Origin of the sequence: Amycolatopsis regifaucium, from assembly GCF_001613935.1 — a bacterium.
Classification (GTDB): Bacteria; Actinomycetota; Actinomycetes; order Mycobacteriales; family Pseudonocardiaceae; genus Amycolatopsis; species Amycolatopsis regifaucium.
In genome coordinates this window covers 164,932-190,047 of the sequence record NZ_LQCI01000018.1, presented here as the reverse complement: position 1 = coordinate 190,047, position 25,116 = coordinate 164,932, and the positions used below count along the sequence as shown (strand labels likewise).

Here is a 25,116-nt window from a genome sequence, read left to right as displayed (position 1 = left end):
ACGGCCAGAACGGAGCTGATTCTAGAAGACCGGCGGAAGGTCATTTCCCTCGGCCCGTGACTGCTCAGCCCGCCCAGTGGCCCGCCGTGAAACGGATGAAGATCGCGCCGCAGATCAACGAATTGAGGTACACCGTCGCGTAAACCACGCCGCGCAGTTTCGGCCGCCGTTCGGCCAAGAGCACCAAGGCGAGGTACATGACCAGACAGGGGAGCAGGTACCGGTGCACCGAGACGACGTTGTTGTTGATCGTCAGCATCACGAGTGAGGCGATCCCGAACAGCGCCAGCGGCAGGCCGTCCGACCGCAATGCGACGAAGAAGTAGACGGAAGCCGCGAAGAGCAGGACCAGGCCGAGGGTCGGCAGCACGTGGCTCATCAGCGTCCACGCCGTCATCGGACTGTGTCCGAGAAGGGCGCTCGCGGTGACCTTCAGTTCCGTCAGCGCCGTGGCGAGGATGTTCGGGTTGAACTTGTGGTACGACCAGGTGCTGGCACTTTCGAGCGCGGTGAAGCTCGCGGTCGCGCTGCCGGTCTGGAGCTTCATGTACAGCATGTGCGCGCCGAGGCCGAGATAGGCGACCGGGAACAAGAGGATCTTCCAGGACAGCAGGCCGCGCGGCTTCCAGTCGACGGAGCGCCAGAATTCGAGGAAGCACAGCCCGATGAACACCGCGGCCGTGATACGCGACGCGGTGAGCGGGATCAGGCACAGTCCCATCCACAGCCATTGGCGCCGTAACGCGAACAGGTAAGCCCAGAAGCCGAGGGCGCAGAACACCGCCTCGCTGTAGAACGAGTGCAGGAAGAAGGCGGCGGGCGCGGTCAGGAAAGCGGCGACCACCAGCCAGTGCGAGCGAGTGGCGGTGAGGAAGAACCGGGAGATCTTGAGCAGGGCGACGCAGGCCAGCCAGGTGGCGATCAGGTTGACGATGAACCCGGCCGCGAGCAGGCCGAGAGTGCCGAAACTGAGGGTCTTGACCAGCCATACGCAGATCGGGAACACCGGGTAGAACGCGCGTACCGGCACGAAGCTGCCCGTGTACGCGTGTTCGGCGATCTCACCGTAGTTGCCGGCGTCCCAGCGGTAGGTGTGGGAGAGCGGGCTCAACGTCGAGCCGATACCGGTTTTGGGAATGCCCTCACTCGCCGGGGTGGACGGGCCGAACAGCCAGGCCACAGCGGTCAGTGCGACGTTGAACGCCAGGACGGCCAGAAGGACTTTGCCGTAGTCGCCGGCCAGCCACCCGGATACCTTTTCGCGGCCGGTTCTTCGATCGATCGAGTCCTCGGGAGTTGTGGAGACACCCCCGGTGATGATGCCGGTCATGGCTGAATTACTACAGGGGTTGACCCCGCCCCGCTCAACGGGGTACCGGTACCCCGTTGAGCGGGAAGAAATGGGCCGGGGCGGATTCGCCGAACCGGACGGCGATCAGTTGCCGCCCTCGCTCGGCGTGGTGGCGAGGAACTTCTGGATCACGCCGAGCCATTCGTCGCGGGCCTCCACGCCGATACCGTGCCCCGCCTCGATCTCGACCAGTTCGGCGCCGGGGATCCCGGCCGCGAGTTCGCGGGAATGGGCGGGCGGGGCGAGGCCGTCTTGCGTCGTGGCGATGACCAGCGCCGGTACCGAGATCCCCGCGAGTTCGGCGCGGGTGTCGACGCTCGCGACCAGTCCGACGTGCTCGGGGCTGCCCGCCGGGATGAACTCGGCGAGTCCGTCGATGGCGGCTTCGAGTTCGGCCGGGGTGAGGGCGTTCAGGTACGTCTCGCCGGTGGCGGCGAAGGTGAGGAACTTCGCCAGCAGCCCGCGGTCGCCGTCGAGCAGCTCACGCCAGATGTCGACGGCCAGCAGCAGCCGGTTGTCCGGCTTCGTGAACCCCGCGGTCAGGATCAGTCCGGTGACCCGCTCCGGATGCCGGGTCGCGATGCGCACGGCGACGCCGGTGCCCAGGGAGTACCCGAGGATCGCGAAGCGCTCCAGCCCGGCGTCGACGGCGATGGCGACGAGTTCGTCGGCGACGGTGTCGAGGTCCAGCGGGCCGGTGGCGCGCGGGGTGGCTCCGGCGCCGGGGTAGTCGGGCCCGACGACGGTGTGGGTACGGGCGAGTTCGTCGATGATGCCGCCGAAGTTGCCCTCGACGCTGCCGCCGCCACCGTGGGCGAGCAACAGGCCAGGACCGGAACCGCGGACGAGGTGGGCGAAATGATTCGTCATGCCGCCGACGTTAGGTACTGACATCGATGTGAAGGTCAATCGCGGATGATGGGGGTCACATGCTGATCGGCGAGCTCGCCCGGCGGACCGGCGTGAGTCACCGGCTGCTGCGCTATTACGAGGAACAGGGGTTGCTGGTCTCCCGGCGCGACGGCAACGGCTACCGCACGTTCGACGACGACGCGGTCACCACCGTCCGGCAGATCCGCGCGTTGCTCGCGGCCGGGCTGAGCACCCAGGTCATCGCCAGGATGCTGCCGTGCGCGAACGGCGAACTCCCGGAACTGGACCTGTGCCCGACGGTGGTGGCGGAGATCCGCCGCGAACTGGCCGAGATGGACGACCGGATCGACACGCTCCGGCGGCGACGGGGGACACTGGCCGGATATCTCGTCGTCGACGCATAGAGGAGCAGCGTGGAAGCCCTGGCCAGATTCGGGTTCGAACTGGGTGTGCTCAAGCGGATCCGGCGGGCCGGGTGGTGGCAGGCGGGGGTCCGCGATCCCGAATCGGTCGCCGAGCACACGACCCGGGTCGCGCAACTGGCCGGGCTGCTGGCGGCCGAGGGCGGTGCCGACCCCGCGCGGGCGGCGTACCTCGCGCTCTGGCACGACACGCAGGAGACACGGACAGGCGACCTCCCGCACACGATCAAGGGCTTCGTCGAGAAGCCGGACCCGCGGGCGATCACGGCCGCGCAGACGTCGGCGCTTCCCGGCGCCGCTCGGGACTCGGTGCGCGAAGCCGTCGATGAGTACGAAACCGCGGAGAGCCCGGAGGCGCTGTACGCGCGCGACGCGGACAAGCTCGAGATGCTGCTCCAGGCCGTCGAGTACCGCGATATCGGCGTACGGAACGTCGACGAGTGGATCGCTTCGGCGACGAAGAGCCTCCAGACGGACCTCGCGCGGCGAGTGGCCGAAGCGGCGCTGACGTTGTCGTCGCTCTCGTGGCGGGTGCGCTGAAGGGAATCGATACCCTGAGCCCGCGTGTATCGCCCCCGGCACGCATGCCTTGTGTGTCAGGCTTGACTCTGTGAAGGAACACCAGTGAACCGGCAGCCGTTGCGCCTCGCCATCATGGAAGCGACCCGGATTCTCACCGAGGCCGGGGTGGCGTCACCGCGCTCGGACGCGGAGATCATCGCCTCCCATGTCCTCGGCGTCGAACGCGGCCGCCTCCCGATGGTGCCGCTGGTGGACCCGCCGGTCATCGACGCGATCGGCCAGCTGGTGAACCAGCGCGCCAAACGGATCCCGCTGCAGTACCTCACCGGCTGGGCCGCGCTCGGCGACATCACGGTCAATGTCGGCGCCGGGGTGTTCGTCCCCCGCCCGGAGACCGAACTGCTCCTCGAATGGGGCCTCAAGCTGCTGCACGGGCGCGAGTACCCGGTGGTGGTCGATCTGTGCACCGGTTCCGGCGCGCTGGCGCTGGCCGTGCAGCACGCGCGCCCGGACGCCGTCGTCTACGCCGTCGACATCGACGCACAGGCGCTCGCCTGGGCCCGGCACAACGCCGACGTCCACGCCGACGCGGGGGACACGCCCATCCGGCTGTACTCCGGCGACGTCGCGGACAGCACGATGTTCGCCGAGCTCGACGGGCTCGTCGACCTCGTCCTGTGCAACCCGCCGTATGTGCCGGAAGGCACGCCCGTGCCGGCGGAGGTCGCCGAGCACGACCCGCCGCGGGCGGTGTTCGCGGAGGAGAGCGGGCTGGCCGTGATCCGGCACGCGATCGCCGCGGCCGCGCGGTTGCTGCGGCCCACCGGCGGGATGGCGATCGAGCACGACGACACGCACGGCTCCGCCGTCCCGGCGCTGGTGCGCGCGCGTCGGGTGCTGACCGACGTACAGGGCCACCTCGACCTCGCCGGACGGCCGCGGTTCGTCACCGCTTTGCGCGTCTCCTGACGTCTTCCTCGCGTTTCGTCCTCTGGATGCGGTAGTTGCGCGTGCAACTACCGCACCCAGAGGACGAAACGCGGGAGAGCCGGGCCGGGTAGTTAGCGGGACTCACGACTTCCGGCGGTGCCCAGGGCAAAGGCCACCTCCTAACGTCGGACAAGGCCGCCTGATCGGCGGTCCGACTGGGAGGTGTACCCCGATGCGATCGTCTCTCCGACGAGCCCCACTCAGAACACTCGCCGTCCTCGCCACCGTCGTACTGCTGCCGGGTCTGGTCGCGCAGCCCGCGTCCGCCGCCGCGCCGGTGCAAGGCTGGCCCGCCCCGATCGACGGGTCGACCTGGGAGAACCAGGACCACATGACGTGGGACGACTACCGCAAGCCGCCCGGCACCAACTGGGCCGATCCCGCGCTGAAGCCGACCAAACGGATGTTCAAGGGCGCCGTGGTCCTCGCGGACTACCCGGACCAGGAATTCGCCGTCACGCAGGCCCCGCATTCGACGGTGTTCGGCAACCCCGGCCCCGCCGCCAGCAACATCCCCCGCGCGAACGTCGCCAAGTTCTATCAGGACTTCCTCAACAAGCCGCAGACGCTCAACCGCGGCCACACGATCAACGAGTACTGGATGGAGGACTCCGGCGGCAGGCTGGGCGTCGAACTGACCGCGTTCGGCCCGTACCGGCTGCCGGGCAAGTCCTTCGAATACGGCATGGAGTTCCAGCCCGACGCCTGTCCGCCGGGTGCGAACTGCAAGCGTGACCTGCGCACCGACGCGGGTGCGGCGTGGCGCGCGGACGTGGGTGACGTCGCCAAGCAGTTCGACTTCATCTTCTACCTTTCCGCCGGTCAGGACGAGAGCGCGACCTGGCAGGAATTCGGCGTGATGAAATTCGGCGAGCCGGGCAACGTGCCCGACGAATTCGGCCCCGGTGTCGCGGGCATGCCGAACGCCGCGGCCACCCGCTACGTTCCGTGGACCTCGTGGAAATCGGCGGCGAGCATCTGGCCGAACGCGGTCACCGGCTCGTCGACCCAGGCGGAAAGCTCGGGTCAGGCGGTTTACGCGCACGAATTCAGCCACATTCTCGGTATCGGCGACAACTACAACAACCCGTTCGGCAATCCGCCGTCCCGCGCCTACACCGGACCGTGGGAAATGATGTCCCGCGGCACCTTCAACGGCCCTGGCGGACCGCACACCCGCTGGCAGATCCCGGCGACGCAGGGCGGTTCGATGGGGGCGCATCACATGCTGCGCACCAAGATGAAGCTCGACATCGTCGATCCCGAAGACGTACTCAAGCTCGACCGTGACCAGCTCGCGAAGTCCGGCCCGGTTTCGGCGCGGATCACGGCGCGTTCGGTACTGCCTGGGCAGGGCGCCTACACCGGGATCAACATCGCGCTCACCGGCGGGGACCGTTCGCCGAAATGCGATCGCTCGAAGGACCCGTTCTGCGACGGCGGCGGATACGACAATTACACCGTCGAGGTCGTCGACCGGATGGGCAGCGATTCCTTCGCCCCCGATTCCGGCGTCATCATCGCGAAGACCAAGAACCAGGACAACGCCCCGTTCGAATGGATCGTCGACGCGAATCCGGCCGACATCGGCATGACCGACTACAAGAAGCCGGACGGCACCGCGGTGCCGATCACCATCGGCGACTACCGCCAGCTCAACGACGCCGCGTTCAAGGCGGGCACCGGTTCGGCGAGCAAGTACGAGTACACCGACGAGGCGAACCGGCTTAAGTTCCTGGTCTCGGACGTCGAACGCGACCGCAAGGGCGTTCTGTCCTACGTGGTCACGGTGGCCTCGCTCGACGGAGCCGGCACACAGGCCAGGGGTGTTTCGCTGTGGCCGTCGGCCCCGGCGTTCGCCAAGCAGGGGCTCGCGAGCTGCTCGTTCCCGGTGTTCAACACGGGCGACGCGAAGGGCGCGGCCGCACCTTTCGACACCGACACCTACCGTCTGAGCGCGTCGACCAGCGCGAAGGGCTGGGAGGTCCGGCTGCCGAACGAGCTGTCCACCGTCCCGTTCGGCGGGCGGTCGTCGGCGACGGCGCACGCCAAACGGGCCGCGGGCGGTGACCACGTCGCGCACATCAAGCTGACCGCGACGTCGATCGCCGACCCCGGCAAGACGGCGACGTCGTTCTGCACCGCTTTCGCCTTCTGACCCAGCGCGGCTCGTGAGTGAGAAGTGTCGTTGGCGGGGCCTGCGCCTTTGCCGGCGTCCAGTACATGATGGCCCCCTTCCTTGCGTCTAGCGCAAGGAAGGGGGCCATCATGTACTGGAGAAGGTGTGAAGGTCGGGTTGCTCGGCTGAACCGAGGGCAAGGAGGCCTTTACGCGCCGCCGTAGGCAGCTAGAACACCCTTGGCTAGAACGACACTCACCATTCACGACCAACGCGAGGCGTTCGGTGCAGGGCTGACCCGTGCGAAGGTTCCGACCGTCATCACCCCGCACGAGTCCGCAGCGCTAGGCTCAGGCGCCATGAGCGCGGTGTACGACTGCAGCAAGCGTGAAACGCGGGCCGACGGGCTCGCCGCGGCGGCGAGCGCGGTGCGCTCCAGCCGCCTCGTCGTCCTTCCGACCGACACGGTCTACGGCATCGGCGCGGACGCCTTCGACGGCGGCGCCGTCCAGTCCCTCCTGCGGGCCAAGAACCGCGGCCCGGACATGCCGGTCGGCGTCCTCGTCGGCTCCTGGTCCACTGTGGACGGACTGGTGCTCGGTACCCCGCCGCAGGCCCGCGCGCTCATGGAGGCCTTCTGGCCGGGCGACCTCTCCATCGTCCTGCCGCACGCGCCGAGCCTGCAGTGGGATCTGGGCCAGTCACGCGGAACGGTGATGTTGCGCATGCCGCTGCACCCGGTCGCGCTGGAGCTGCTGCGTGACGTCGGCCCGATGGCGGTCTCCAGCGCCAACGTCTCCGGTCAGCCGCCCGCCTCCACCGCGCAGGAAGCGGTCGACCAGCTCGGTGACAGTGTCGCGGTGTACCTCGACGGCGGATCCACCGGCGCGCCCGTTCCGTCCACGATGGTCGATCTCACCGGCGACGAACCGGTCATCCTGCGGGAGGGCGCGGTCAGCCGCGCCGCGGTCGCGGAAGTACTGGGTGTGCCCGCGGAGTCACTCGCCTGATCCACCGGGTGTCAGTACCGTTGGCCGCCGTATCCCTCCAGCGCGGTAGCGTGTTCGAGTGACTTGGACCTCGGCGGCGTAACGCACCATGCCTCCTACGCAAGGCCTCCCGATCCGGGAATACCTCCTCGTCGCCCTCACCGCGGCGGCCGTTACCTTCCTGCTCACCGGTGTGGTGCGCCGGGTCGCCATCCGGATCGGGGCGATCGCCAACCCGCGGGCCCGTGACGTCCACGTCACCCCGATCCCGCGGATGGGCGGGATCGGCATCTTCCTCGGCGTCGCCGCCGCGATGGGGCTCGCGCACCAGCTGCCCGCGTTGAGCCGGGGCTTCGACTTCTCCTTCGACTCGCTGGGTGTCCTGCTCGCCGCCGGGGTGATCTCCCTGATCGGCGCGCTCGACGACCGGTTCGAACTGGACGCCTGGACGAAACTGGCAGGCCAGGTCATGTGCGCCGGGATCCTGGTGATCTTCGGGGTGCAGTGGGTGTCGTTCTGGGTGCCGTGGGGTGGTGGCGGCGATTCCTTCGGCCAGGTGCTGGTGCTGGACAAGAACCAGGGCGCGCTGCTCACCGTGGTGCTGGTGGTCGTCATGGTCAACGCGATGAACTTCGTCGACGGCCTCGACGGGCTCGCCGGCGGCCTCGGTTTCATCGCCGCCGCGGCTACGTGCTCGTTCTCCCTCGGCCTGCTCGACTCGTCGGGTGGCGATGTCGGCGCGTACCCGCCCGCCCTCATCGCGGCCACGCTCGCCGGGGCCTGTCTCGGCTTCCTGCCCTACAACTTCCAGCCCGCGAAGATCTTCATGGGCGACTCGGGCTCGATGATGATCGGGCTCATGCTGGCCGGTGCGACGACGTCCGCGTCGGGCCGCGTGCCTTACCCGCAGTTCAGCGGTAAGGACGCGCTCGCGCTGCTCTCGCCGCTCGTCGTGGTCGCCGCGGTGCTGTTCGTGCCGCTGCTCGACCTGATCATGGCGGTCGTCCGCCGTACCCGTCGCGGTGAGAGCCCGTTCGCCGCGGACAAGATGCACCTCCACCACCGCCTGCTGGAGATCGGCCATTCGCAGCGCCGCGCGGTGCTGCTCATCTATCTGTGGGCGGGCCTGCTCGCGTTCGGCGCGGTTTCGGTGACGTTGTTCGACAGTGCCGCGGTCTTCTGGATCGTCGGATTCGGCTTCCTGCTGGCGACCTTGGTGTCGGTCATCCCGAGGCTGCGTTCGCGGAACCGGACTGCCTGAACCCCGAAACCGGCACGGGCCTACACTGGCGGGCTGAGACGACCAGGGAGCTTTCTGTGAGCGAGACCGAGAAGACCGTCGAGGGGGAGGAGAACCCCCACGCCAAGGTGGTTCTGCAGGCGGCCAACGCGATGACGAAGGCGTCACTGCTCATCACCCCGCCCGCGGTCCTCGTGTGCATCGTGCTGTTCACCGTCCTCAATGGAATGCCCGGACTCGTGGGTTCGGTCATCGGTGGCGTGCTCGCCATCCTGTCTTCGCTCGCGACGCTGGGCATGATGCGCTTCAGCGCGGGCATGGACCCGATGTTCGTGATGGTGATCGCTCTCGGTGGTTACGTCCTCAAGATCCTCGTCCTGTTCGGCGCGCTGACCCTCTTGCGAGGGGTCGCCTGGCTGCACCCGATGTCGCTCGGTGTCACCATGATCGTGGCCATCCTGCTGGCCGCGGGCGCGGAGTTCGCGGCCTTCCGCAAGACCAAGATCCCGACGATCATCCCCGCTTCCCGCTGATCCCGGGACCGAGGTCCTGACCTGGGACGGGACCTAGGTCCTCGGCCGATCGGGGCCAATGTAGTACGCCTGTACGGCGCGGGCGAACCTGCTGATATGGTCCGCGTATGGGCGGCGGCCTCGGCTGCCGGCTCCCGATGACGAACCCCGAACAGCAGTGTGGCGACGGTGTTGAAGCGTCCCCTCTTACCCGCTGGTAGGCGTCTGTCTCCCGGGAGCACTGCATCGAGAATCCTCGTGTGCGGAACGTGAAACCGTGTTCAGCGCATCGTGGGGTGGCCGCCTCCGACGGCCCGATACGTGTCGGGTACGTTAAGTCCAGATCGTGACGATTCCCCCGGCGGAGTGAACGCCGGCCGGGAGAACCGGAAGGAGCCCAGTGGGCGCGCTGGTACTAGCCGGGGGTGCGGAGTTCACGCCGCCTGGCGTCAAAGACTTCAACCTACCGCCGTTGTTCGGCTCCGGCTATTGGTTGAGCTTCACCAAGCCGATGTTGCTGGTGGTCATCTCCCTGATCATCATCGTCACCTACTTCATGGTGTCTTCGCGCCGGTTGAAGGTCGTCCCGGGTAAGGGACAGTTCATCGCCGAATCGCTCTACAACTTCGGCCGCAACAACATCGCGCGGGAACAGATCGGCTCTGCCGACTTCAAGCCGTTCATTCCGCTCGTACTCGGCCTCTTCAGCTTCGTGCTGGTGAACAACCTGTTCGGGATCATCCCGTTCTTCCAGTTCCCGACCATGGCGCGAATCGGCTTCCCGGTCGCTCTCGCGTTCCTTGTCGTTTACCCGGTGTACCACTACGTCGGGTTCAAGCGCCACGGCTTCAAGGGTTACCTCAAGAAGGAACTGGCACCGTCGGGCATTCCCGGATTCGTTCTGCCGCTGTACTCCACCATCGAGTTCGCGCAGAAGTTCTTCATCGCGCCGGCCACGCTGGCCATCCGGGTCTTCGCGGCGATGTTCGCCGGGCACCTCATCATCATGGTCTTCACGCTCGGCGGGAGTTTCCTGCTGACCGAGGGCGAAGGCATCGTGAAGGTCGCGTCGCCGGTGGCGTTCCTGTTCGCCATCGCGATGACGTTCCTGGAGGCCTTCATCCAGATCCTGCAGGCGTACATCTTCGCGCTGCTGTCCGCAGGGTACATCGGCGCCGCGCTGGCGTCGGAGCACTGAGAACACCAAAAGCCCCCGATCCGCGTGAGTCGCGCGGACCGAGTTTGAAGGGAAACGCACGTGAGCAACATCGTTCTTGCGCAGGCTGCCGAGGCCGCTGGCAACATCAACCCGGGTCTCGCCGCCATCGGTTACGGCCTCGGCGCCATCGGCCCCGGTATCGGTGTGGGTCTGATCTTCGCCGCGGTCATCAACGGCACCGCCCGTCAGCCGGAGGCGCAGGGCAAGCTTCAGGGCATCGCCTTCTCGACCTTCGTGCTGACCGAGGTGCTCGCGCTGATCGGTATCGTCATCTACTTCCTCGCCTCCGGCGCCTGAGTTCTTCCGACTCATCTCGCTTTAAGGAGACGTTGTGCTGAAGACCGAATTGGTGTTGGCCGCCGAAGAAGCGCCCAACCCGATCCTGCCGCACATTCCCGAGCTCATCCTCGGATTCGTCGCCTTCCTTCTGCTGCTGTTCGTTCTGAAGAAGTACGTCGTCCCCCGTTTCGAGGCGACCTACGAAGAGCGGACCAAGCTGATCGAGGGTGGCATCGAGCGGGCCGAGAAGGCGCAGGCCGAAGCCGAAGAGAACCTTGCGCAGTACAAGGCGCAGCTGGCGGAAGCCCGTTCCGAGGCCGCGAAGATCCGCGACGACGCCCGGCTCGAAGCCGAGCAGATCAAGGCGGAGCTGCGGGCCGAGGCGGAGTCCGAGTCCCAGCGCATCGTCGCCCAGGGCCAGGCTCAGCTGCAGGCCCAGAAGGCGCAGATCATCGCCGAGCTGCGCGCCGAACTCGGCCGTAACTCCGTCGAGCTGGCCAGCCGCATCGTCGGCGAGTCGCTCGCGGACGACGCGCGCCGTCACGGCACCGTGGACCGGTTCCTCGCCGAGCTGGAGACCACCGGTGCCTCCAACGGAGCGGGAAAGTAGACCAGAATGACGCTGCATGCTGCGAGCCGTGAAGCGCTCGACCTCGCCGAGAATCGTCTCGGCGAGGTACTGGCCGCCGCGGGCACCGACCCGGCGACGGTCGGCGACGAGCTGCTTTCGGTCGTCGCCCTGCTGGACCGGGAGATCGGCCTGCGCCGGGCCGTCGCCGACGGTTCGGCCACGCCCGAAGCCCGGATCGGCCTCGTTCGCGGGATCCTCGCGGGCAAGGTTTCCGAGCCGGCCCTGCAGGTGCTCGACTCCGTGGCCGGCAGCCGCTGGTCGAGCCCGCGAGAACTGACCGACGGGCTCGAGGCCCTCGGCCGCTCAGCGCTGCTCACCAGTGCGGAGAAGTCCGGGAACATCGACGCTGTCGAAGACCAGCTGTTCCGGGTCACCCGTATCGTTGCGGGTGCGCCGGAGCTCGAAAGGGCACTGTCCGACCTGACCGCCCCAGCGGAGGCGAAGCGGACTCTCGTCCGCAACCTGTTCGCCGACAAGGTGGACGTGGTCACCGAGACCCTCGTCGAGCAGGTCGTCCTGCGCGCCAAGGGCCGTGGGGTCGCCAACGCCCTCGAGCGGTTGGTCCAGCTGGCCGCGGCACGCCGTGAACGCTCGGTCGCCCAGGTGACCAGCGCGAGCGCGCTGTCCGACGAGCAGCAGGCTCGGCTGAGCGAGAAGCTCAACGCCCTTTACGGGCGGCAGCTCGCGCTGCACGTCGAGGTCGACCCGTCACTGGGCGGCGGACTCGTCGTCCGCGTCGGCGACGAGGTCATCGACGGCAGCACCGCGGGGCGCATCGACGCCCTGCGTCGCCGGTTGGCTGGCTGACCCACAACAACGACTTTGCACACTGGCACGAACGAAGCGAGAGCGGGATTGAAATGGCGGAGCTGACGATCTCCTCGGATGAGATCCGTAGCGCGATCGAGAACTACGTCTCGAGTTACGCCCCGGACGTGAGCCGGGAAGAAGTCGGCGTCGTCGTCGACGCCGGTGACGGTATCGCCCACATCGAGGGTCTTCCCTCGGCGATGGCCAACGAGCTGCTCGAGTTCCCCGGCGGGGTCCTCGGCGTGGCGCTGAACCTGGACGCGCGCTCCATCGGTGCCGCGATCCTCGGTGACTTCGAGACCGTCGTCGAAGGCCAGGAAGTCAAGCGGACCGGTCAGGTCCTCTCGGTTCCGGTCGGCGAGGGTTACCTCGGCCGGGTCGTGAACCCGTTGGGCGCCCCGATCGACGGCCTCGGCGAGATCGAGACCACCGACCGCCGCCCGCTGGAGGTCAAGGCCGCTTCGGTGGTCGAGCGCCAGCCGGTGTCGGAGCCGCTGCAGACCGGTATCACCGCGATCGACGCGATGACCCCGATCGGCCGTGGCCAGCGTCAGCTGATCATCGGTGACCGCAAGACCGGTAAGACGGCCGTCGCGGTGGACACGATCATCAACCAGAAGGCCAACTGGGAGACCGGCGACCCGAAGAAGCAGGTTCGCTGCATCTACGTCGCGGTCGGCCAGAAGGGCTCCACGATCGCCGCGGTCAAGAAGTCCCTCGAGGACGCCGGCGCGATGGAGTACACCACCATCGTCGCGGCCCCCGCGTCGGACTCCGCCGGCTTCAAGTGGATCGCGCCGTACACCGGTTCGGCCATCGGCCAGCACTGGATGTACGAGGGCAAGCACGTCCTCATCGTGTTCGACGACCTGACCAAGCAGGCCGACGCCTACCGCGCGATCTCGCTGCTGCTGCGTCGCCCGCCGGGCCGTGAAGCCTTCCCCGGCGATGTCTTCTACTTGCACTCCCGCCTCCTCGAGCGGTGCGCCAAGCTCTCGGACGAGCTGGGCGCGGGCTCGCTGACCGGTCTCCCGATCATCGAGACCAAGGCGAACGACGTGTCGGCCTACATCCCGACCAACGTCATCTCGATCACCGACGGTCAGTGCTTCTTCCAGTCGGACCTGTTCAACGCCGGCCAGCGTCCGGCCATCGACGTGGGTATCTCGGTTTCCCGCGTGGGTGGTGCCGCGCAGGTGAAGGCGATGAAGTCGGTTTCGGGTTCGCTCCGTATCGACCTGTCGCAGTACCGCGAGCTGGAGGCCTTCGCGGCTTTCGCCTCGGACCTCGACGACGCGTCGAAGGCGCAGCTCGAGCGCGGTGCGCGCCTGTACGAGGTGCTGAAGCAGCCCCAGTACTCCCCGATCCCGGTCGAGGAGCAGGTCGTCACGGTTTACCTCGGCACGAACGGGCACTACGACACGGTCCCGACCGAGGACGTGCGCCGCTTCAACCACGAGTTCATCGAATCCGCCCGTCGTAAGCACGGCGAGCTCCTCAAGGACATCCGCGAGTCGGGCAAGTTCTCCGACGAGACCGCCGCCGGGCTGGTCGACGCGGTGAACGAGTTCAAGAAGGAGTTCACCACCGCCGAGGGCAAGAGCCTCGTAGAGGTCTCCGACGCGATGGACGCCGAGAAGGTCGGGCAGGAGACCGTCAAGGTCAACAAGCCCGCACCGAAGAAGTGAGCTGATAGCTCATGGCCGCACAACTCCGAGAACTCCGGTCGCGTATCAAGGCGACCAAGTCCATCGGCAAGATCACCAAGGCGATGGAGCTCATCGCCACCGCGCGCATCACCAAGGCGCGGGCGAAGGTCGCGGCGTCCCGGCCCTACTCGGACGAGATCACGAACGTGCTCTCGGCCCTGGCCGGCGCCTCGGCCAACCTCGACCACCCGTTGCTGGTCGAGCGCCCGAACCCGAAGCGCGCGGCGGTCCTCGTGATCACCAGCGACAAGGGTCAGTGCGGTGGGTACAACTCCAACGTGCTGAAGGCGACCGAGGAGCTCCTCACGCTGCTGCGTGAGCAGGGCAAGGAGCCGGTGCTGTACGTCACCGGCAACAAGGGCCTGAGCTACTACCGGTTCCGCGGCCGCGAGGTGACCGAAAGCTGGACGGGTTTCTCCGACCAGCCCGGTTACGTCAACGCCGCGGAGGCCGGTGAGCTCATCGTCGAGTCGTTCCTGAACGGCGCCGACGACGAGGCGGGCAACGCCGACGGCATCCTGGGTGTCGACGAGATCCACGTCGTCTACACCGAGTTCGTCTCGATGCTCACCCAGCGTCCGACCGCCAAGCGCGTCGCGCCGCTGGAGGTCGAGTACACCGAGGGCGAAGAGGAGAAGCCCGAGAGCCTGCTCCCGAGCTACGAGTTCGAGCCCAGTGCCGAGAAGCTGCTCGGCGCGTTGCTGCCGAAGTACATCAACACGCGGATCTTCGCGGCGATGCTCGAGTCGGCCGCGTCCGAACTCGCCGCCCGCCGCACCGCGATGAAGGCGGCGTCGGACAACGCGAACGAACTGGTGAACACGTTGACGCGGGAGGCGAACCAGGCCCGCCAGGCGCAGATCACCCAGGAGATCTCCGAAATCGTCGGTGGGGCGAACGCTCTCACCGCAGCAGGAAGTGATGACTGATGACCAGTACTGAAGCCCGTGCCAAGGGGCGCATCGTCTCGGTGACCGGCCCGGTCGTCGACGTCGAATTCCCGCGCGGTTCCGTTCCCGACCAGTTCAACGCGCTCAAGGTCGAAATCGAGTTCGAGCAGCTCCGCAAGACGGTGACGCTCGAGGTCGCCAGCCACCTCGGTGACAACCTCGTCCGCACCATCTCGCTCCAGCCGCAGGACGGCCTCGTCCGTGGCGCCGAGGTCACCGACACCGGCGGCCCCATCACGGTGCCGGTCGGCGACAAGGTCAAGGGCCACGTCTACAACGCGCTCGGCGAGTGCCTCGACGAGCCCGGTTACGGCGACGACCTCGAGCGCTGGGGCATCCACCGTAACCCGCCTTCCTTCGACCAGCTCGAAGGCAAGACGAAGATGCTGGAGACCGGCCTCAAGGTCGTCGACCTGCTGACCCCGTACGTCGAGGGTGGCAAGATCGGCCTGTTCGGCGGTGCCGGCGTCGGCAAGACGGTGCTCATCAAGGAGATGATCACCCGTGTCGCCCGGAACTTCGGTGGTACCTCGGTGTTCGCCGGTGTCGGTGAGCGCACCCGTGAGGGCAACGACCTCTTCCTGGAGATGTCCGAGGACGGCGTCATCAACGACACCGCCCTCGTCTTCGGTCAGATGGACGAGCCGCCGGGCACCCGTATGCGGGTCGCGCTGTCCGCGCTGACCATGGCGGAGTACTTCCGCGATGTGCAGAACCAGGACGTGCTGCTCTTCATCGACAACATCTTCCGGTTCACCCAGGCCGGTTCCGAGGTGTCGACCCTGCTGGGCCGCATGCCTTCGGCCGTGGGTTACCAGCCGACGCTGGCCGACGAGATGGGTCAGCTCCAGGAGCGGATCACCTCGACCCGTGGTCGTTCGATCACCTCGATGCAGGCGATCTACGTCCCCGCGGACGACTACACCGACCCGGCCCCGGCGACGACGTTCGCCCACCTGGACGCCACCACGGAGCTTTCGCGTGGCGTGTTCCAGAAGGGCATCTTCCCGGCGGTGGACCCGCTGGCGTCGACGTCGACCATTCTCGACCCGGCCATCGTCGGTGAGGACCACTACCGCGTGGCCTCCGAGGTCATCCGGATCCTGCAGAAGTACAAGGAGCTGCAGGACATCATCGCGATCCTCGGTATGGACGAGCTCTCGGAAGAGGACAAGCTCACCGTTCAGCGCGCGCGCCGCATCGAGCGGTTCCTGTCGCAGAACATGCTGGTCGCCGAGGCGTTCACGCAGATCCCGGGCTCGACGGTGCCGCTGGCGGAGACCATCGAGTCGTTCGACCGCATCACCAAGGGCGACTTCGACCACTACCCGGAGCAGGCGTTCCTGGGTATCGGTGGCCTCGAAGACCTCGAGAAGAAGTACAAGGAAATCACCAAGAAGTGATGTTCCGATGAGCGGCGGGATCAGTGTCTACTGTGGACGCTGGTCCCGCCGTTCGCATAGTTGGAACTTTGACTATTAGACTCGGTGGCAGCACCTGAGGTGAAGGGAAGCTACGTGGCTGAGATTTCTGTCGAGCTGGTAGCCGTCGAGCGCCGTCTCTGGTCCGGTACCGCCACGTTCGTGGTGGCGCAGACCACCGAGGGCGAGATCGGCATCATGGCCGGTCACGAGCCTGTACTCGGGCAGCTCGTCGAGGGTGGCGTCGTCAAGGTGACCACCACGGACGGCGAGACCGTGACCGCCGCGGTGCACGGCGGTTTCCTGTCGGTCACCGCGACCGGCGTGAGCATCCTCGCCGAGAGCGCGGAGCTTTCGGACGAGATCGACGTCGACGCGGCCAAGAGGGCGCTGAGCGGCGAAGACGAGCAAGAGCGGGCTAGGGCGACCGCCCAGCTCCGCGCGGCCGGTCAGTCAGTCTGACCGGGCGAAGGACAGGGGCCGGGCCGTGGAAATCGCCGTGGGTGTTCTCGGGGCCCTGACCATCCTGGCCGTGCTCGCGGCCTGGTATTCGTTGCGATGGGTCCGGATGCGCCGCGGTGGCGGCGTGAGCGTCGCGCTGCGGTGGCGTCCGGACGAGGCGCGGTCCAGCTGGCATCTGGGGCTGGGCCGCTACGAGGGCGAGCAGTTCGTCTGGTTCCGCGTCTGGAGCCTGCGGACCGGCCCTGACCGCGTGTTCGAGCGCGTGAGCATGGAGGTAGCGGACAGGCGCGACCCGTCCGGTACCGAGGCGTACGCCGTCCCCGAAGGTTCGATCGTCCTGCGGTGTGAGTCCGCCACGCAGGAGGCGATCGAGATCGCGATGGGCCCCGGCGCTCTCACCGGCTTCCTCTCCTGGCTTGAGTCGGCCCCGCCCGGACGTCGGCTTCCGCGCGCTTCCTGAATCGGTTCCGCCGAGACGTCGTATGCTCGCGGCGTGACCATCGTCGACATCCCCGGTTCGAAGTCGATCACCGCCCGAGGCCTGTTCCTCGCGGCCGCCGCGCCCGGCACGACGGTGCTGAGCAGGCCACTGCGCTCGGACGACTCCGAGGGCTTCGCCGAGGGGCTGCTCAAGCTCGGCTACCAGGTCACCCGCTCCGATGAGGAGTGGACCATCGAGGGCCGTCCCGAAGGCCCCGCCGTCGACAGCGCCGACGTCTTCTGCCGCGACGGCGCCACCACCGCGCGTTTTCTCCCCGCGCTGGCCGCCGCCGGCCACGGGACCTTCCGGTTCGACGCTTCCGAGCAGATGCGTGCCCGCCCGCTGGGGCCGCTCACCGACGCGCTGCTCGAACTGGGGGTTGATCTCACCTTCGAAGGCTCGCCAGGACACCATCCGCTGGCGGTACGGGCCGCCGGGATCAGGGGCGGGGCGCTCACGCTGGACGCGGGGCTGTCGTCACAGTTCCTGACCGCGTTGCTGCTGGTCGGCCCGCTGACCGCAGAGGGACTGCGGATCACCGTGACCGACCTCGTTTCGGTGCCGTATGTCGAGATCACCATCGCGATGATGCGGCGTTTCGGCGTCGAGGTCGTCCGGGACGGTGACACGTTCGTCGTGCCGCCCACGCCGTATCGGGCCTGCCGCTACGAGATCGAGCCCGACGCTTCGACGTCGAGCTACTTCTTCGCCGCCGCCGCGCTGACCGGGCGTTCCGTGACGATTCCGGGACTGGGCGCGGGCGCGTTGCAAGGGGATCTTCAGTTCGTCGAGGTCCTGCGGCAGATGGGCGCGGACGTCGAGGTGGGTTCGGACGCGGTCACCGTGACCGGAACGGGCGGGTTGCGCGGAGTCACGGTGAACATGCGCGACATCTCCGACACCGTGCCGACGCTCGCGGCCATCGCGCCGTTCGCGGACGGGCCGATGCGGATCGAGGACGTCTACAACACCCGGATCAAGGAATGCGACCGGCTGGCCGCCTGCGAGGAGAACCTGCGCGCGATGGGCGTCGCGGTCGAAACGGGGCGGGACTGGATCGAGATCCAGCCGGGCGCGCCGACGGGGACGCTCGTGAAGTGCCGCCGGGATCACCGGATCGCGATGGCGTTCAGCGTCACGGGGCTGCGTACCGCGGGGATCACACTGGACGATCCGGGTTGCGTGAAGAAGACGTTCCCCGGCTTCCATGACGCCCTCGCCACACTCCGGGCTTCCTGGGGCCTTTAGACCTGGTCTCGAAACTCGGCGTGTCGCTAGGCGACCAACGGCCCGCCCCTGGCTCCGCACCGCCTGCCTGTGGACCCGGCCCGACGGACCGGAGGCCTGTCAGGGAGACTGGGGGCCAGTGCCCGCCCTCTCGACCTGGAGTCTTTGATGCCGCAAGGGACCGTCCGTTGGTTCGACGCCGAACGGGGTTTCGGCTTCCTCGCGCCCGAGGACGGCTCGCCGGACGTGTTCGTGCACGCCTCCGAGATCGTCGGGGACGGCGGCGCGAAAGTGCTCCGCGAGGGTCAGGCCGTCGTGTTCGAGGTCGGCGAGAACGACCGCGGGCCCCAGGCGCTGAGCGTTCGCGTCACCGCCGATGCGGCCACCGGCAGCGCCGTGGGCCTGCTCGGCACCGTCAACTGGTACGAGCCGGGCAAGGGGTACGGCTTCGCGTCGCCGGACGGCGGCGGCGCCGATATCTTCGTGCACAGCTCCGCCATCGTGACCGGCGGCGTGGTCACCGAGGGGCAGCGGGTGGCCTTCCTGATCGTCGAAGGCGAGCGCGGCCCGCAGGCCGGGCACGTGATCCCGCTGGGAGCAGGGGCCGGCTCACCCGCTGCGGCTGGTATCGCGGACGGTGCCGACGGCACGGTGGCCTGGTACGACGAGGACAAGGGCTTCGGCTTCATCAACCCCGACTCCGGCGCCGGGGACGTCTTCGTTCACGCCCGGGCCCTGGCCGAGGGGCTGACGTGGCTCGCGGAGGGCGACCGCGTCGCCTACGAGGTGGCTAGTGGAGACAAGGGCCCGCAGGCCCGCGACGTGCACCTGGTCCGGGGCGCCGAGCCCCAGACGGCGCCGCAGCGGTCGGCGCCTGCCGCGGCCGCAGGGCCGGCGGCGCGGGACGTGCCCGTACGAGGCGGGGAGGGTGTTGTCGCGCGCTACGACGACGACCGCGGCTTCGGCTTCATCACCCCGGACGCAGGCGGCGACGATCTCTTCGTCCACGTGTCCGTGATCATGGGGTCGGAGCCGCTGCAGAAGGGTGACCGGGTCCGGTACGCGGTGCGTCAGAGCGACCGGGGCCCGCAGGCCGACCGCATCGAACGCCTCTGAAGAGGCGGCCCTACCGAGGGCCGCCTGTCGGTGTGCCCGGAACCGCATCCGAGCTGCTCGGGTAGGTCTCGCCAGCGGCAGCCGGTGTCGAGCACGAACAAAATCCCCTCTAGCGCGGCACGGTCATCGACCCGGGGCCGCCCACCCGGACCGCGCGGCGCTGGTCGGGACGGGATCAGGGGTTCGATCAGCTCCCACAACCGGTCTTCGACCCGCCGCTGCTGCGTCGTCTTCGCCACGACTGCCCACGATCGACGACCAGGACCGGCAGGTTACGCAGTGACACACCCTTGAGTTTTGAGACCAGGTCTTAGTCCGCTAAATGCACCGAAGAAACATGGGATCATCACGAAGCGGCATTTCTACCGGGTTCCCGACGTGATACCCGTCTATTCTCGGCTTATGACTCAGAGCGAGGACGCGAACCGCTGGAGCCACCTTCCCGAGCCCGTGTCCCTGGAGGACACGATCACGATGAAGGCGATCGACCCGGGCAAGGACGGCACACCCGAAGTCGACCTCGAGCGCTATTGGGCAGCACAGGAACAGGGCCGATTGTGAGCTGAAGGACGCTTTCCCCGCAGCCGATGCGGGGAAAGCGTCCTTCACCGCTTCTTACGCGGAGAAAGTCCGCTTCAGCTCGCGCCGCCGGGCTGCCACAGGATGTCGCCGTCCGGGTTCGCCAGCCGGGACAGGATGAACAGCAGATCCGAAAGCCGGTTCAGGTACTTGATCGCCAGCTGGTTCGTCGTGGCCTGCTCGGCCTCGTACAGCGCCCAGCCGGAGCGCTCGGCCCGCCGGGCGACCGTGCGGGCCTGATGCAGGAAGGCCGCGCCCGGGGTGCCACCCGGCAGGATGAACGACGTCAGCTTCGGCACGCGCTCGTTGAATTCGTCGCACCAGCCTTCGAGCCGCTCGATGTACCGCTCGGTGATGCGCAGCGGTTCGTACGGCGGGTTCTCCACGATCGGCGCGCACAGATCCGCGCCGACGTCGAAGAGATCGTTCTGCAGCGCACGCAGGACCTCGGCGATCTCCGCCGTCAGACCGCCCATCGCGAGGGCGAGCCCGATGACGGAATTGGCTTCGTCGACATCGGCGTACGCGGCCAGCCGCGGCGACGTCTTCGGCACCCGTGAGCCGTCGCCGAGCGCCGTGGTTCCGTTGTCGCCGACCTTCGTGTACACGCGGTTGATGCGAACGACCATGAAACCGACTCTACCGGCCCGGCGTAAGGCAAATCGGGACGAGAGGGCATGATTGGCGCCCATGAGTGAGCACTTCGACGTGCACGGCGGAGCACGGCTGGTCGGCGAGGTCGACGTGGTCGGGGCGAAGAACAGTGTCCTGAAATTGATGGCCGCGGCCCTGCTGGCCGAGGGCACCACCACCATCACGAACTGCCCCCAGATCCTGGACGTCCCGCTGATGGGCGACGTCCTCCGCAGTGTGGGTTGCGACGTCGTCATCGACGGTGACACCGCGAAGATCACCACCCCCGCCGAGCTGTCGCACCGCGCCGATTCGGCCGCGATGGGCAAGCTGCGCGCGTCCGTCTGCGTATTGGGGCCGTTGGTCGGCAGGCTCAAGCAGGCCGTCGTGGCGCTACCGGGTGGTGACGCGATCGGCTCGCGGCCGCTGGACATGCACCAGAACGGCCTCCGCAAGCTGGGCGCCACCAGCACCATCGAGCACGGCTGCGTCGTGGCGAAGGCCGACGGCCTGCGGGGCGCGCAGATCTGGCTGGACTTCCCGAGTGTCGGCGCCACCGAGAACATCCTGATGGCCGCCGTCCTCGCCGAGGGCACCACGGTCATCGACAACGCCGCGCGCGAGCCCGAGATCGTCGACATCTGCACGATGCTCACCGACATGGGCGCGAAGATCGAGGGCGCGGGCACCTCGACCCTCACCGTCGAGGGCGTCGAGAAGCTGAACCCGACCGAGCACCGCGTGATCGGCGACCGGATCGTCGGCGCGACGTGGGCGTTCGCCGCCGCGATGACCCGGGGCGACCTGACCGTCCGCGGCGTCAACCCGCACCACCTGGACCTGGTCCTCGACAAGCTCCGCCTGGCGGGCGCCGAGGTCGAGACGTTCGACGGCAAAGGCTTCCGGATCGTTCAGCCCGAGCGGCCGAAGGCGGTCGACTGGGTGACGCTGCCGTACCCCGGCTTCGCGACCGACCTGCAGCCGTTCGCGGTGGCGCTCTCGGCGGTGGCCGACGGGACGTCGATGATCACCGAGAACATCTACGAGGCTCGGTTCCGGTTCATCGAGGAGATGATGCGGCTCTCCGGCGACGCGCGCACCGACGGGCACCACGCCGTCGTCCGTGGCGTGGAGCGGCTTTCCAGCGCGCCGGTGTGGGCGTCGGACATCCGGGCGGGCGCCGGGCTGGTGCTCGCCGGGCTGTGCGCCGACGGCGTCACCGAGGTCTGGGACGTCTTCCACATCGACCGCGGCTACCCGCATTTCGTGGAGAACCTCAACCGGCTCGGCGCCCGCATCGAGCGCGTCGCGGGGGAACCCGAGCGAGCATGACTCAACGCGCGTTCTGACCCCTATTCAGCACTCACGACTTCCGGCGGAACCGCGCGAAGTGACCAAAGAGGACACTTTCGAGGTGCTTGCGGCTCAGCCGTGGGCCTCTACGCCCGAGTCGCGATCAGGGCAGGGCGACGAACGCCGCGAGGAAGTCCCGCGACGTCGGCGAGTCCAGCCGGTAGGTGACGTTGGTGGCGTAGCAGGGGCCGTCACCGGTGATGGTCGTCGACACGAGGACGCGCTCGCCGCCGATGGTGGCGAAGTTCGGCCCGCCCGAATCGCCGTAGCAGGCGCCGCCGTTGCCCTGGGGCGCCGTCATCGCGAGCCGCACCCACGTGTTGTTCAGCGCGTTGAAGGTGACGGGCGCCTTCATCCGGACGCCACCGCCAGGGTGAGTGTGCCCGCCAGGGCCGTTCACGGCTTCCTGCGTGCCGTAGCCCGCGACCACGAACGGCGTCGAGTTCAGGCCCTGCGGACCGAGTGCGTCGAGCTGGCCCATTCGGGGCAGCTTGGCGGGGGTGAAGGTCCAGTGTGCGGCGACCTGTTCGGCAGGCAGCTGGACGACGGCGATGTCGTGCGAGTCGGCGGAGTTGCCGGGATAGCCGGGCTCGCTGTGCGCGACACCCGCCACGGCGACGGCCTTCGCGATCGCGGTCGGGTTGCCTGGGTACTTCTTCGCGGCCGCGTCCAAGCCCGCCTGTACGTCCTGGTCGAGCGAGACGTAGAACCGCACGTCGGACGGCCAGTCGGTGGTGCAGTGCGCGGCGGTGAGGAACGTGTCGGCGTCGACCATGGTGCCGGAGCACACCCAGTCGACCCGGTCGGGCGTCGCCGGGTCGCCGTCGTTGTCCCAGGTGGCGATGAGCGCGCCGACTTCCGTGCGTTCCGGTGCCGGGGTGGCGTGGTAGGAGTTGATGGCGGGCGCGGCGTTGGCGCCGCCCAGTAGCAGGGCGGCGGCCAGCGCCGCGACGGTGGCGGCGGGGGTGAACCTCACGAACGGCCTCCTCGGCTGAGTGCTTCCGGAGACGGCATTCAACGTGGTGGACGGCCCGAAAGTCAGCCGCCGAAAGTAGTCACGCGTCCCGGCGCCGCCGGGTTCCCGCGAACACCGCGGCACCGCCCGCGGTCAGCAAGCCCAGCCCGGTCAGCAGCGCGGGTTCGAACTCGAAACCGGTCTTGGCCAGCGAAGGAGAGCTCGCGACGGCGACGTCGGCGCGGGGTGCGGCGGCCGCGGCGACGGGGGCCGCCACCGGCACGACAGCGGGAACGACGACCTCGGCGCGCGGTCCCCCGGGTGGGGGAGTCTCGACCGGCGGGTTCGTGGCGGGCGGTGTCCGGTCCGGTACGCAGGCGGTATGCGCCGGGTTGCCGCGGCCGACACCGTGGTTGCGGTCGCATTCGTAGCCCGCGTTGGCGTCCGAGCCGCCGGGCAGCTGGCCGCGCGGGTTCTTGTTGTCCGCCTTGCCGACGCAGCCCGCGCAAGGCTTCCCGACGGCTTCGCCACCGCCGTTGCCGTTGGCGGACGGCGATCCGTCCCGCGTGGAGTCGTACGGCCCGTGCTTGTTCGCGCCGTGCCCGGAGAAGTCCGCTTTGGACGGCGGCTGCGGTTTGGTGGTGTCCTGAGCGTGACCGGGCGGGGTGCCGCCGTTGCCGTGCTCGACGGCGTCGGCCACGCCCGCGCCGAAAAGAACGAGGGAGAAGGCGGCTCCGGCGATAACGCCGTAGGTCTTCTTGTTCATCGAAGCCTCCTAAGTCGCGCCCATTGCGACATATGGAGTATCGCGTGAACGACCGTAGGGGTTACTCGAACACGAGCGCGGCGCCGAAACCGACCAGCGCGGTGCCGGTGACGCCGTCGAGCGCGCGGCGGACCTTGCGGCGTTCCAGCCAGGTCCGCACCCGGTGCACGAAGAACAGCAGCACCATCAGCCAGATGAAGCCCAGTACCGCGACGGTGTAGGCGAGCAGCAGCGCGTGCCACGCGGACGTCGTCGCGGGGTCGAGGAACTGCGGGAGGACCGACAGATACAGGACGAGGACCTTCGGATTGGTGATGTTGGAGACGAAACCTTCGCGGAAGCGGCGGAATCCGCCCGCCCGTTGGTGTTTCACCGCCTCGACGCCGGAGTAGTCACCCCGCCACGCGCCGCGCAGCGCCTGGAAACCGAGGAAGACCAGGTAGGCCGCGCCGAGCCACTTGAGCGTCACGAACACGGGCTGCGACTGCGCGATCACGACCCCGAGGCCGAGTGCGGCGGCGGTGCCCTGGACGACGTTGCCCACGAAGATGCCGGCTGTGGCGAGGAATCCCCCGTGGCTGCCGCCGGACAGCGAATTCTTGAGCATCACCATCGTGTCCGGGCCGGGGGCGAGGACGATCAGGACGACGATGAGCAAATAGCTGCTGTACGAACTCCAGGTCACAGTGGCACACGCTAGACGCCGCGCGCGGACGAGTCTCGCGGATTTCGGTCACAGTGCCCGGCGAGGTGGCGGGGCGTTCTTCCCCCGGACGATGCAGCGAGAGACCGACGATCGGACACTGTCACCCGGGAGAGTCGCGGGTAGTGTGCCTTGGCATGCATGAGGGGCAGATCGACCTCCTGCCGGGCGAACGGGTCATCTGGGCCGGGCACCCGGTGCGCAGGCCCCTCTTCAACCCCGGTGACTACTTCAACGTCCCGTTCGGTTTGCTCTGGCTGGGCGGCGTCACCGTGTTCTTCTTCCACCACCACGAAACGGCGTTCCTTGTGATCGCCTGGTCGGTGCTCACCGTGGCGGGCGTCTTCCATCTCGCCGGCAGGCCGCTCATCCGCTATCTCCGGCTCGCCTCGACAACTTACGCGGTGACGGACGGCCGGGTCCTCGCGACCAGTTCCCTGGTGCGCCGCAAGGACGAGTCCGCGTCGCTGGCGGAGTTGGACGACCCCGTCGTCACACCGGGACCCGGCAAGACCGGGACGATCACGTTCGGCAGGCTCGGCGTGCTGGCGTGGGCGTCGGCGAATTACGGCACCGGCCACGGCAAGGGCAGGCAGGCGCCGGTCATCCTGGTGGGGGTCAGCGAGGTCGGCAAGGTGCGCGAGAAGCTGGCGAAGGCCGTCGAAGAGGCGCGGCAGCGCAACAAGCCGCCAGAGGTCCACGCCGTCGGAGAATGACCCGACTGTGTTCGATTCAGCCACCGAGAATGACTCGACTGTGTTCGATACAACTGCGCGGCCGATGTTACCGGCCGGTACACTCGGT

Annotated in this window: 27 protein-coding genes and 1 pseudogene; 21 read left to right on the top strand and 7 right to left on the bottom strand. The window is 68.1% G+C overall.

Going from position 1 to position 25,116, the window contains the following annotated elements:
* Window positions 1-64: 64 nt before the first annotated feature.
* Complete coding sequence (locus AVL48_RS20580; RefSeq protein WP_143104724.1) at window positions 65-1,330, bottom strand: mannosyltransferase family protein; 1,266 nt, start codon at window positions 1,328-1,330, stop codon at window positions 65-67.
* Between the two features lie 105 nt (window positions 1,331-1,435).
* Window positions 1,436-2,221 (bottom strand): alpha/beta fold hydrolase, encoded by a 786-nt coding sequence (locus AVL48_RS20575; RefSeq protein WP_061982293.1) that lies wholly within the window; start codon window positions 2,219-2,221, stop codon window positions 1,436-1,438.
* A 59-nt stretch (window positions 2,222-2,280) separates the two neighbouring features.
* Between AVL48_RS20575 and AVL48_RS20570 the strand changes: the two genes are divergently transcribed.
* The 18 genes from AVL48_RS20570 to AVL48_RS40725 all read left to right on the top strand — a co-directional run bounded on the left by AVL48_RS20570 (window position 2,281) and on the right by AVL48_RS40725 (window position 19,323).
* Window positions 2,281-2,628: a MerR family transcriptional regulator gene (locus tag AVL48_RS20570; RefSeq protein WP_061982292.1), complete on the top strand. Its 348-nt coding sequence runs from the start codon at window positions 2,281-2,283 to the stop codon at window positions 2,626-2,628.
* A 9-nt stretch (window positions 2,629-2,637) separates the two neighbouring features.
* Window positions 2,638-3,186 carry an HD domain-containing protein gene (locus tag AVL48_RS20565; protein ID WP_061982291.1) on the top strand — a complete coding sequence of 183 codons (549 nt, stop codon included), beginning with the start codon at window positions 2,638-2,640 and terminating at the stop codon, window positions 3,184-3,186.
* Window positions 3,187-3,270: 84 nt separating this feature from the next.
* Entirely contained in the window at window positions 3,271-4,137 is an 867-nt protein-coding gene (prmC, locus tag AVL48_RS20560) for a peptide chain release factor N(5)-glutamine methyltransferase (RefSeq protein WP_061982290.1), read from the top strand.
* A 193-nt stretch (window positions 4,138-4,330) separates the two neighbouring features.
* Window positions 4,331-6,316, top strand: coding sequence for a M6 family metalloprotease domain-containing protein (locus AVL48_RS20555; protein ID WP_061982289.1), 1,986 nt, complete (start codon window positions 4,331-4,333; stop codon window positions 6,314-6,316).
* A 320-nt stretch (window positions 6,317-6,636) separates the two neighbouring features.
* Window positions 6,637-7,287, top strand: a complete 651-nt coding sequence (locus AVL48_RS20550; protein WP_061982288.1) for an L-threonylcarbamoyladenylate synthase — start codon at window positions 6,637-6,639, stop codon at window positions 7,285-7,287.
* 88 nt (window positions 7,288-7,375) lie between these two features.
* On the top strand, window positions 7,376-8,527 hold the full coding sequence (locus AVL48_RS20545; protein ID WP_061982287.1) for a glycosyltransferase family 4 protein: 1,152 nt from the start codon (window positions 7,376-7,378) through the stop codon (window positions 8,525-8,527).
* 56 nt (window positions 8,528-8,583) lie between these two features.
* The gene (locus AVL48_RS20540; RefSeq protein WP_061982286.1) at window positions 8,584-9,039 is read left to right on the top strand and encodes a Cg1360 family ATP-synthase-associated protein; all 456 of its coding nucleotides are present in this window, start codon (window positions 8,584-8,586) and stop codon (window positions 9,037-9,039) included.
* 379 nt (window positions 9,040-9,418) lie between these two features.
* Window positions 9,419-10,216: a F0F1 ATP synthase subunit A gene (gene atpB, locus AVL48_RS20535; protein ID WP_061982285.1), complete on the top strand. Its 798-nt coding sequence runs from the start codon at window positions 9,419-9,421 to the stop codon at window positions 10,214-10,216.
* 60 nt (window positions 10,217-10,276) lie between these two features.
* On the top strand, window positions 10,277-10,534 hold the full coding sequence (locus AVL48_RS20530; RefSeq protein ID WP_061982284.1) for an ATP synthase subunit c family protein: 258 nt from the start codon (window positions 10,277-10,279) through the stop codon (window positions 10,532-10,534).
* 34 nt (window positions 10,535-10,568) lie between these two features.
* Entirely contained in the window at window positions 10,569-11,126 is a 558-nt protein-coding gene (locus AVL48_RS20525; RefSeq protein ID WP_061982283.1) for a F0F1 ATP synthase subunit B, read from the top strand.
* A gap of 6 nt (window positions 11,127-11,132) precedes the next feature.
* Window positions 11,133-11,954 (top strand): F0F1 ATP synthase subunit delta, encoded by an 822-nt coding sequence (locus tag AVL48_RS20520; RefSeq protein ID WP_061982282.1) that lies wholly within the window; start codon window positions 11,133-11,135, stop codon window positions 11,952-11,954.
* Window positions 11,955-12,007: 53 nt separating this feature from the next.
* Complete coding sequence (gene atpA / locus AVL48_RS20515) at window positions 12,008-13,645, top strand: F0F1 ATP synthase subunit alpha (RefSeq protein ID WP_061982281.1); 1,638 nt, start codon at window positions 12,008-12,010, stop codon at window positions 13,643-13,645.
* 11 nt (window positions 13,646-13,656) lie between these two features.
* Window positions 13,657-14,595, top strand: coding sequence for a F0F1 ATP synthase subunit gamma (locus AVL48_RS20510; RefSeq protein ID WP_061982280.1), 939 nt, complete (start codon window positions 13,657-13,659; stop codon window positions 14,593-14,595).
* Entirely contained in the window at window positions 14,595-16,019 is a 1,425-nt protein-coding gene (atpD, locus tag AVL48_RS20505) for a F0F1 ATP synthase subunit beta (protein WP_061982279.1), read from the top strand. Before AVL48_RS20510 ends, atpD begins: the two co-directional genes overlap by 1 nt.
* A 114-nt stretch (window positions 16,020-16,133) precedes the next feature.
* Window positions 16,134-16,499 carry a F0F1 ATP synthase subunit epsilon gene (locus AVL48_RS20500; protein WP_061982404.1) on the top strand — a complete coding sequence of 122 codons (366 nt, stop codon included), beginning with the start codon at window positions 16,134-16,136 and terminating at the stop codon, window positions 16,497-16,499.
* A 25-nt stretch (window positions 16,500-16,524) separates the two neighbouring features.
* Complete coding sequence (locus AVL48_RS20495) at window positions 16,525-16,959, top strand: DUF2550 domain-containing protein (protein WP_061982278.1); 435 nt, start codon at window positions 16,525-16,527, stop codon at window positions 16,957-16,959.
* A gap of 33 nt (window positions 16,960-16,992) precedes the next feature.
* Window positions 16,993-18,228 carry a 3-phosphoshikimate 1-carboxyvinyltransferase gene (gene aroA, locus AVL48_RS20490; protein ID WP_061982277.1) on the top strand — a complete coding sequence of 412 codons (1,236 nt, stop codon included), beginning with the start codon at window positions 16,993-16,995 and terminating at the stop codon, window positions 18,226-18,228.
* Between the two features lie 147 nt (window positions 18,229-18,375).
* Window positions 18,376-19,323 (top strand): cold-shock protein, encoded by a 948-nt coding sequence (locus tag AVL48_RS40725; RefSeq protein WP_061982276.1) that lies wholly within the window; start codon window positions 18,376-18,378, stop codon window positions 19,321-19,323.
* A 29-nt stretch (window positions 19,324-19,352) separates the two neighbouring features.
* Here the strand turns inward: AVL48_RS40725 and AVL48_RS38425 are convergent.
* Window positions 19,353-19,523 (bottom strand): annotated as a pseudogene (locus tag AVL48_RS38425) (transposase); the annotation flags it as partial.
* A 202-nt stretch (window positions 19,524-19,725) separates the two neighbouring features.
* Between AVL48_RS38425 and AVL48_RS40145 the strand changes: the two are divergent.
* Window positions 19,726-19,884: a hypothetical protein gene (locus tag AVL48_RS40145; RefSeq protein ID WP_244162480.1), complete on the top strand. Its 159-nt coding sequence runs from the start codon at window positions 19,726-19,728 to the stop codon at window positions 19,882-19,884.
* 74 nt (window positions 19,885-19,958) lie between these two features.
* On the opposite strand, the gene AVL48_RS20475 is transcribed toward AVL48_RS40145, so the two are convergent.
* Window positions 19,959-20,531 (bottom strand): cob(I)yrinic acid a,c-diamide adenosyltransferase, encoded by a 573-nt coding sequence (locus AVL48_RS20475; protein WP_061982274.1) that lies wholly within the window; start codon window positions 20,529-20,531, stop codon window positions 19,959-19,961.
* A 61-nt stretch (window positions 20,532-20,592) separates the two neighbouring features.
* Between AVL48_RS20475 and murA the strand changes: the two genes are divergently transcribed.
* A complete protein-coding gene (gene murA / locus AVL48_RS20470; protein ID WP_061982273.1) occupies window positions 20,593-21,867 on the top strand; it encodes a UDP-N-acetylglucosamine 1-carboxyvinyltransferase in 1,275 nt (424 codons plus the stop codon).
* 124 nt (window positions 21,868-21,991) lie between these two features.
* Here murA and AVL48_RS20465 read toward each other — a convergent pair whose 3' ends face one another.
* The 3 genes from AVL48_RS20465 to AVL48_RS20455 form a co-directional block, all read right to left on the bottom strand.
* Entirely contained in the window at window positions 21,992-22,864 is an 873-nt protein-coding gene (locus AVL48_RS20465) for a trypsin-like serine protease (protein ID WP_061982272.1), read from the bottom strand.
* Between the two features lie 79 nt (window positions 22,865-22,943).
* A complete protein-coding gene (locus tag AVL48_RS20460) occupies window positions 22,944-23,609 on the bottom strand; it encodes an LPXTG cell wall anchor domain-containing protein (RefSeq protein ID WP_244162481.1) in 666 nt (221 codons plus the stop codon).
* 61 nt (window positions 23,610-23,670) lie between these two features.
* On the bottom strand, window positions 23,671-24,294 hold the full coding sequence (locus AVL48_RS20455; protein ID WP_061982271.1) for a LysE family translocator: 624 nt from the start codon (window positions 24,292-24,294) through the stop codon (window positions 23,671-23,673).
* A 155-nt stretch (window positions 24,295-24,449) separates the two neighbouring features.
* On the opposite strand from AVL48_RS20455, the gene AVL48_RS20450 reads away from it, so the two are divergent.
* A complete protein-coding gene (locus AVL48_RS20450) occupies window positions 24,450-25,028 on the top strand; it encodes a hypothetical protein (RefSeq protein ID WP_061982270.1) in 579 nt (192 codons plus the stop codon).
* Window positions 25,029-25,116: the final 88 nt, after the last annotated feature.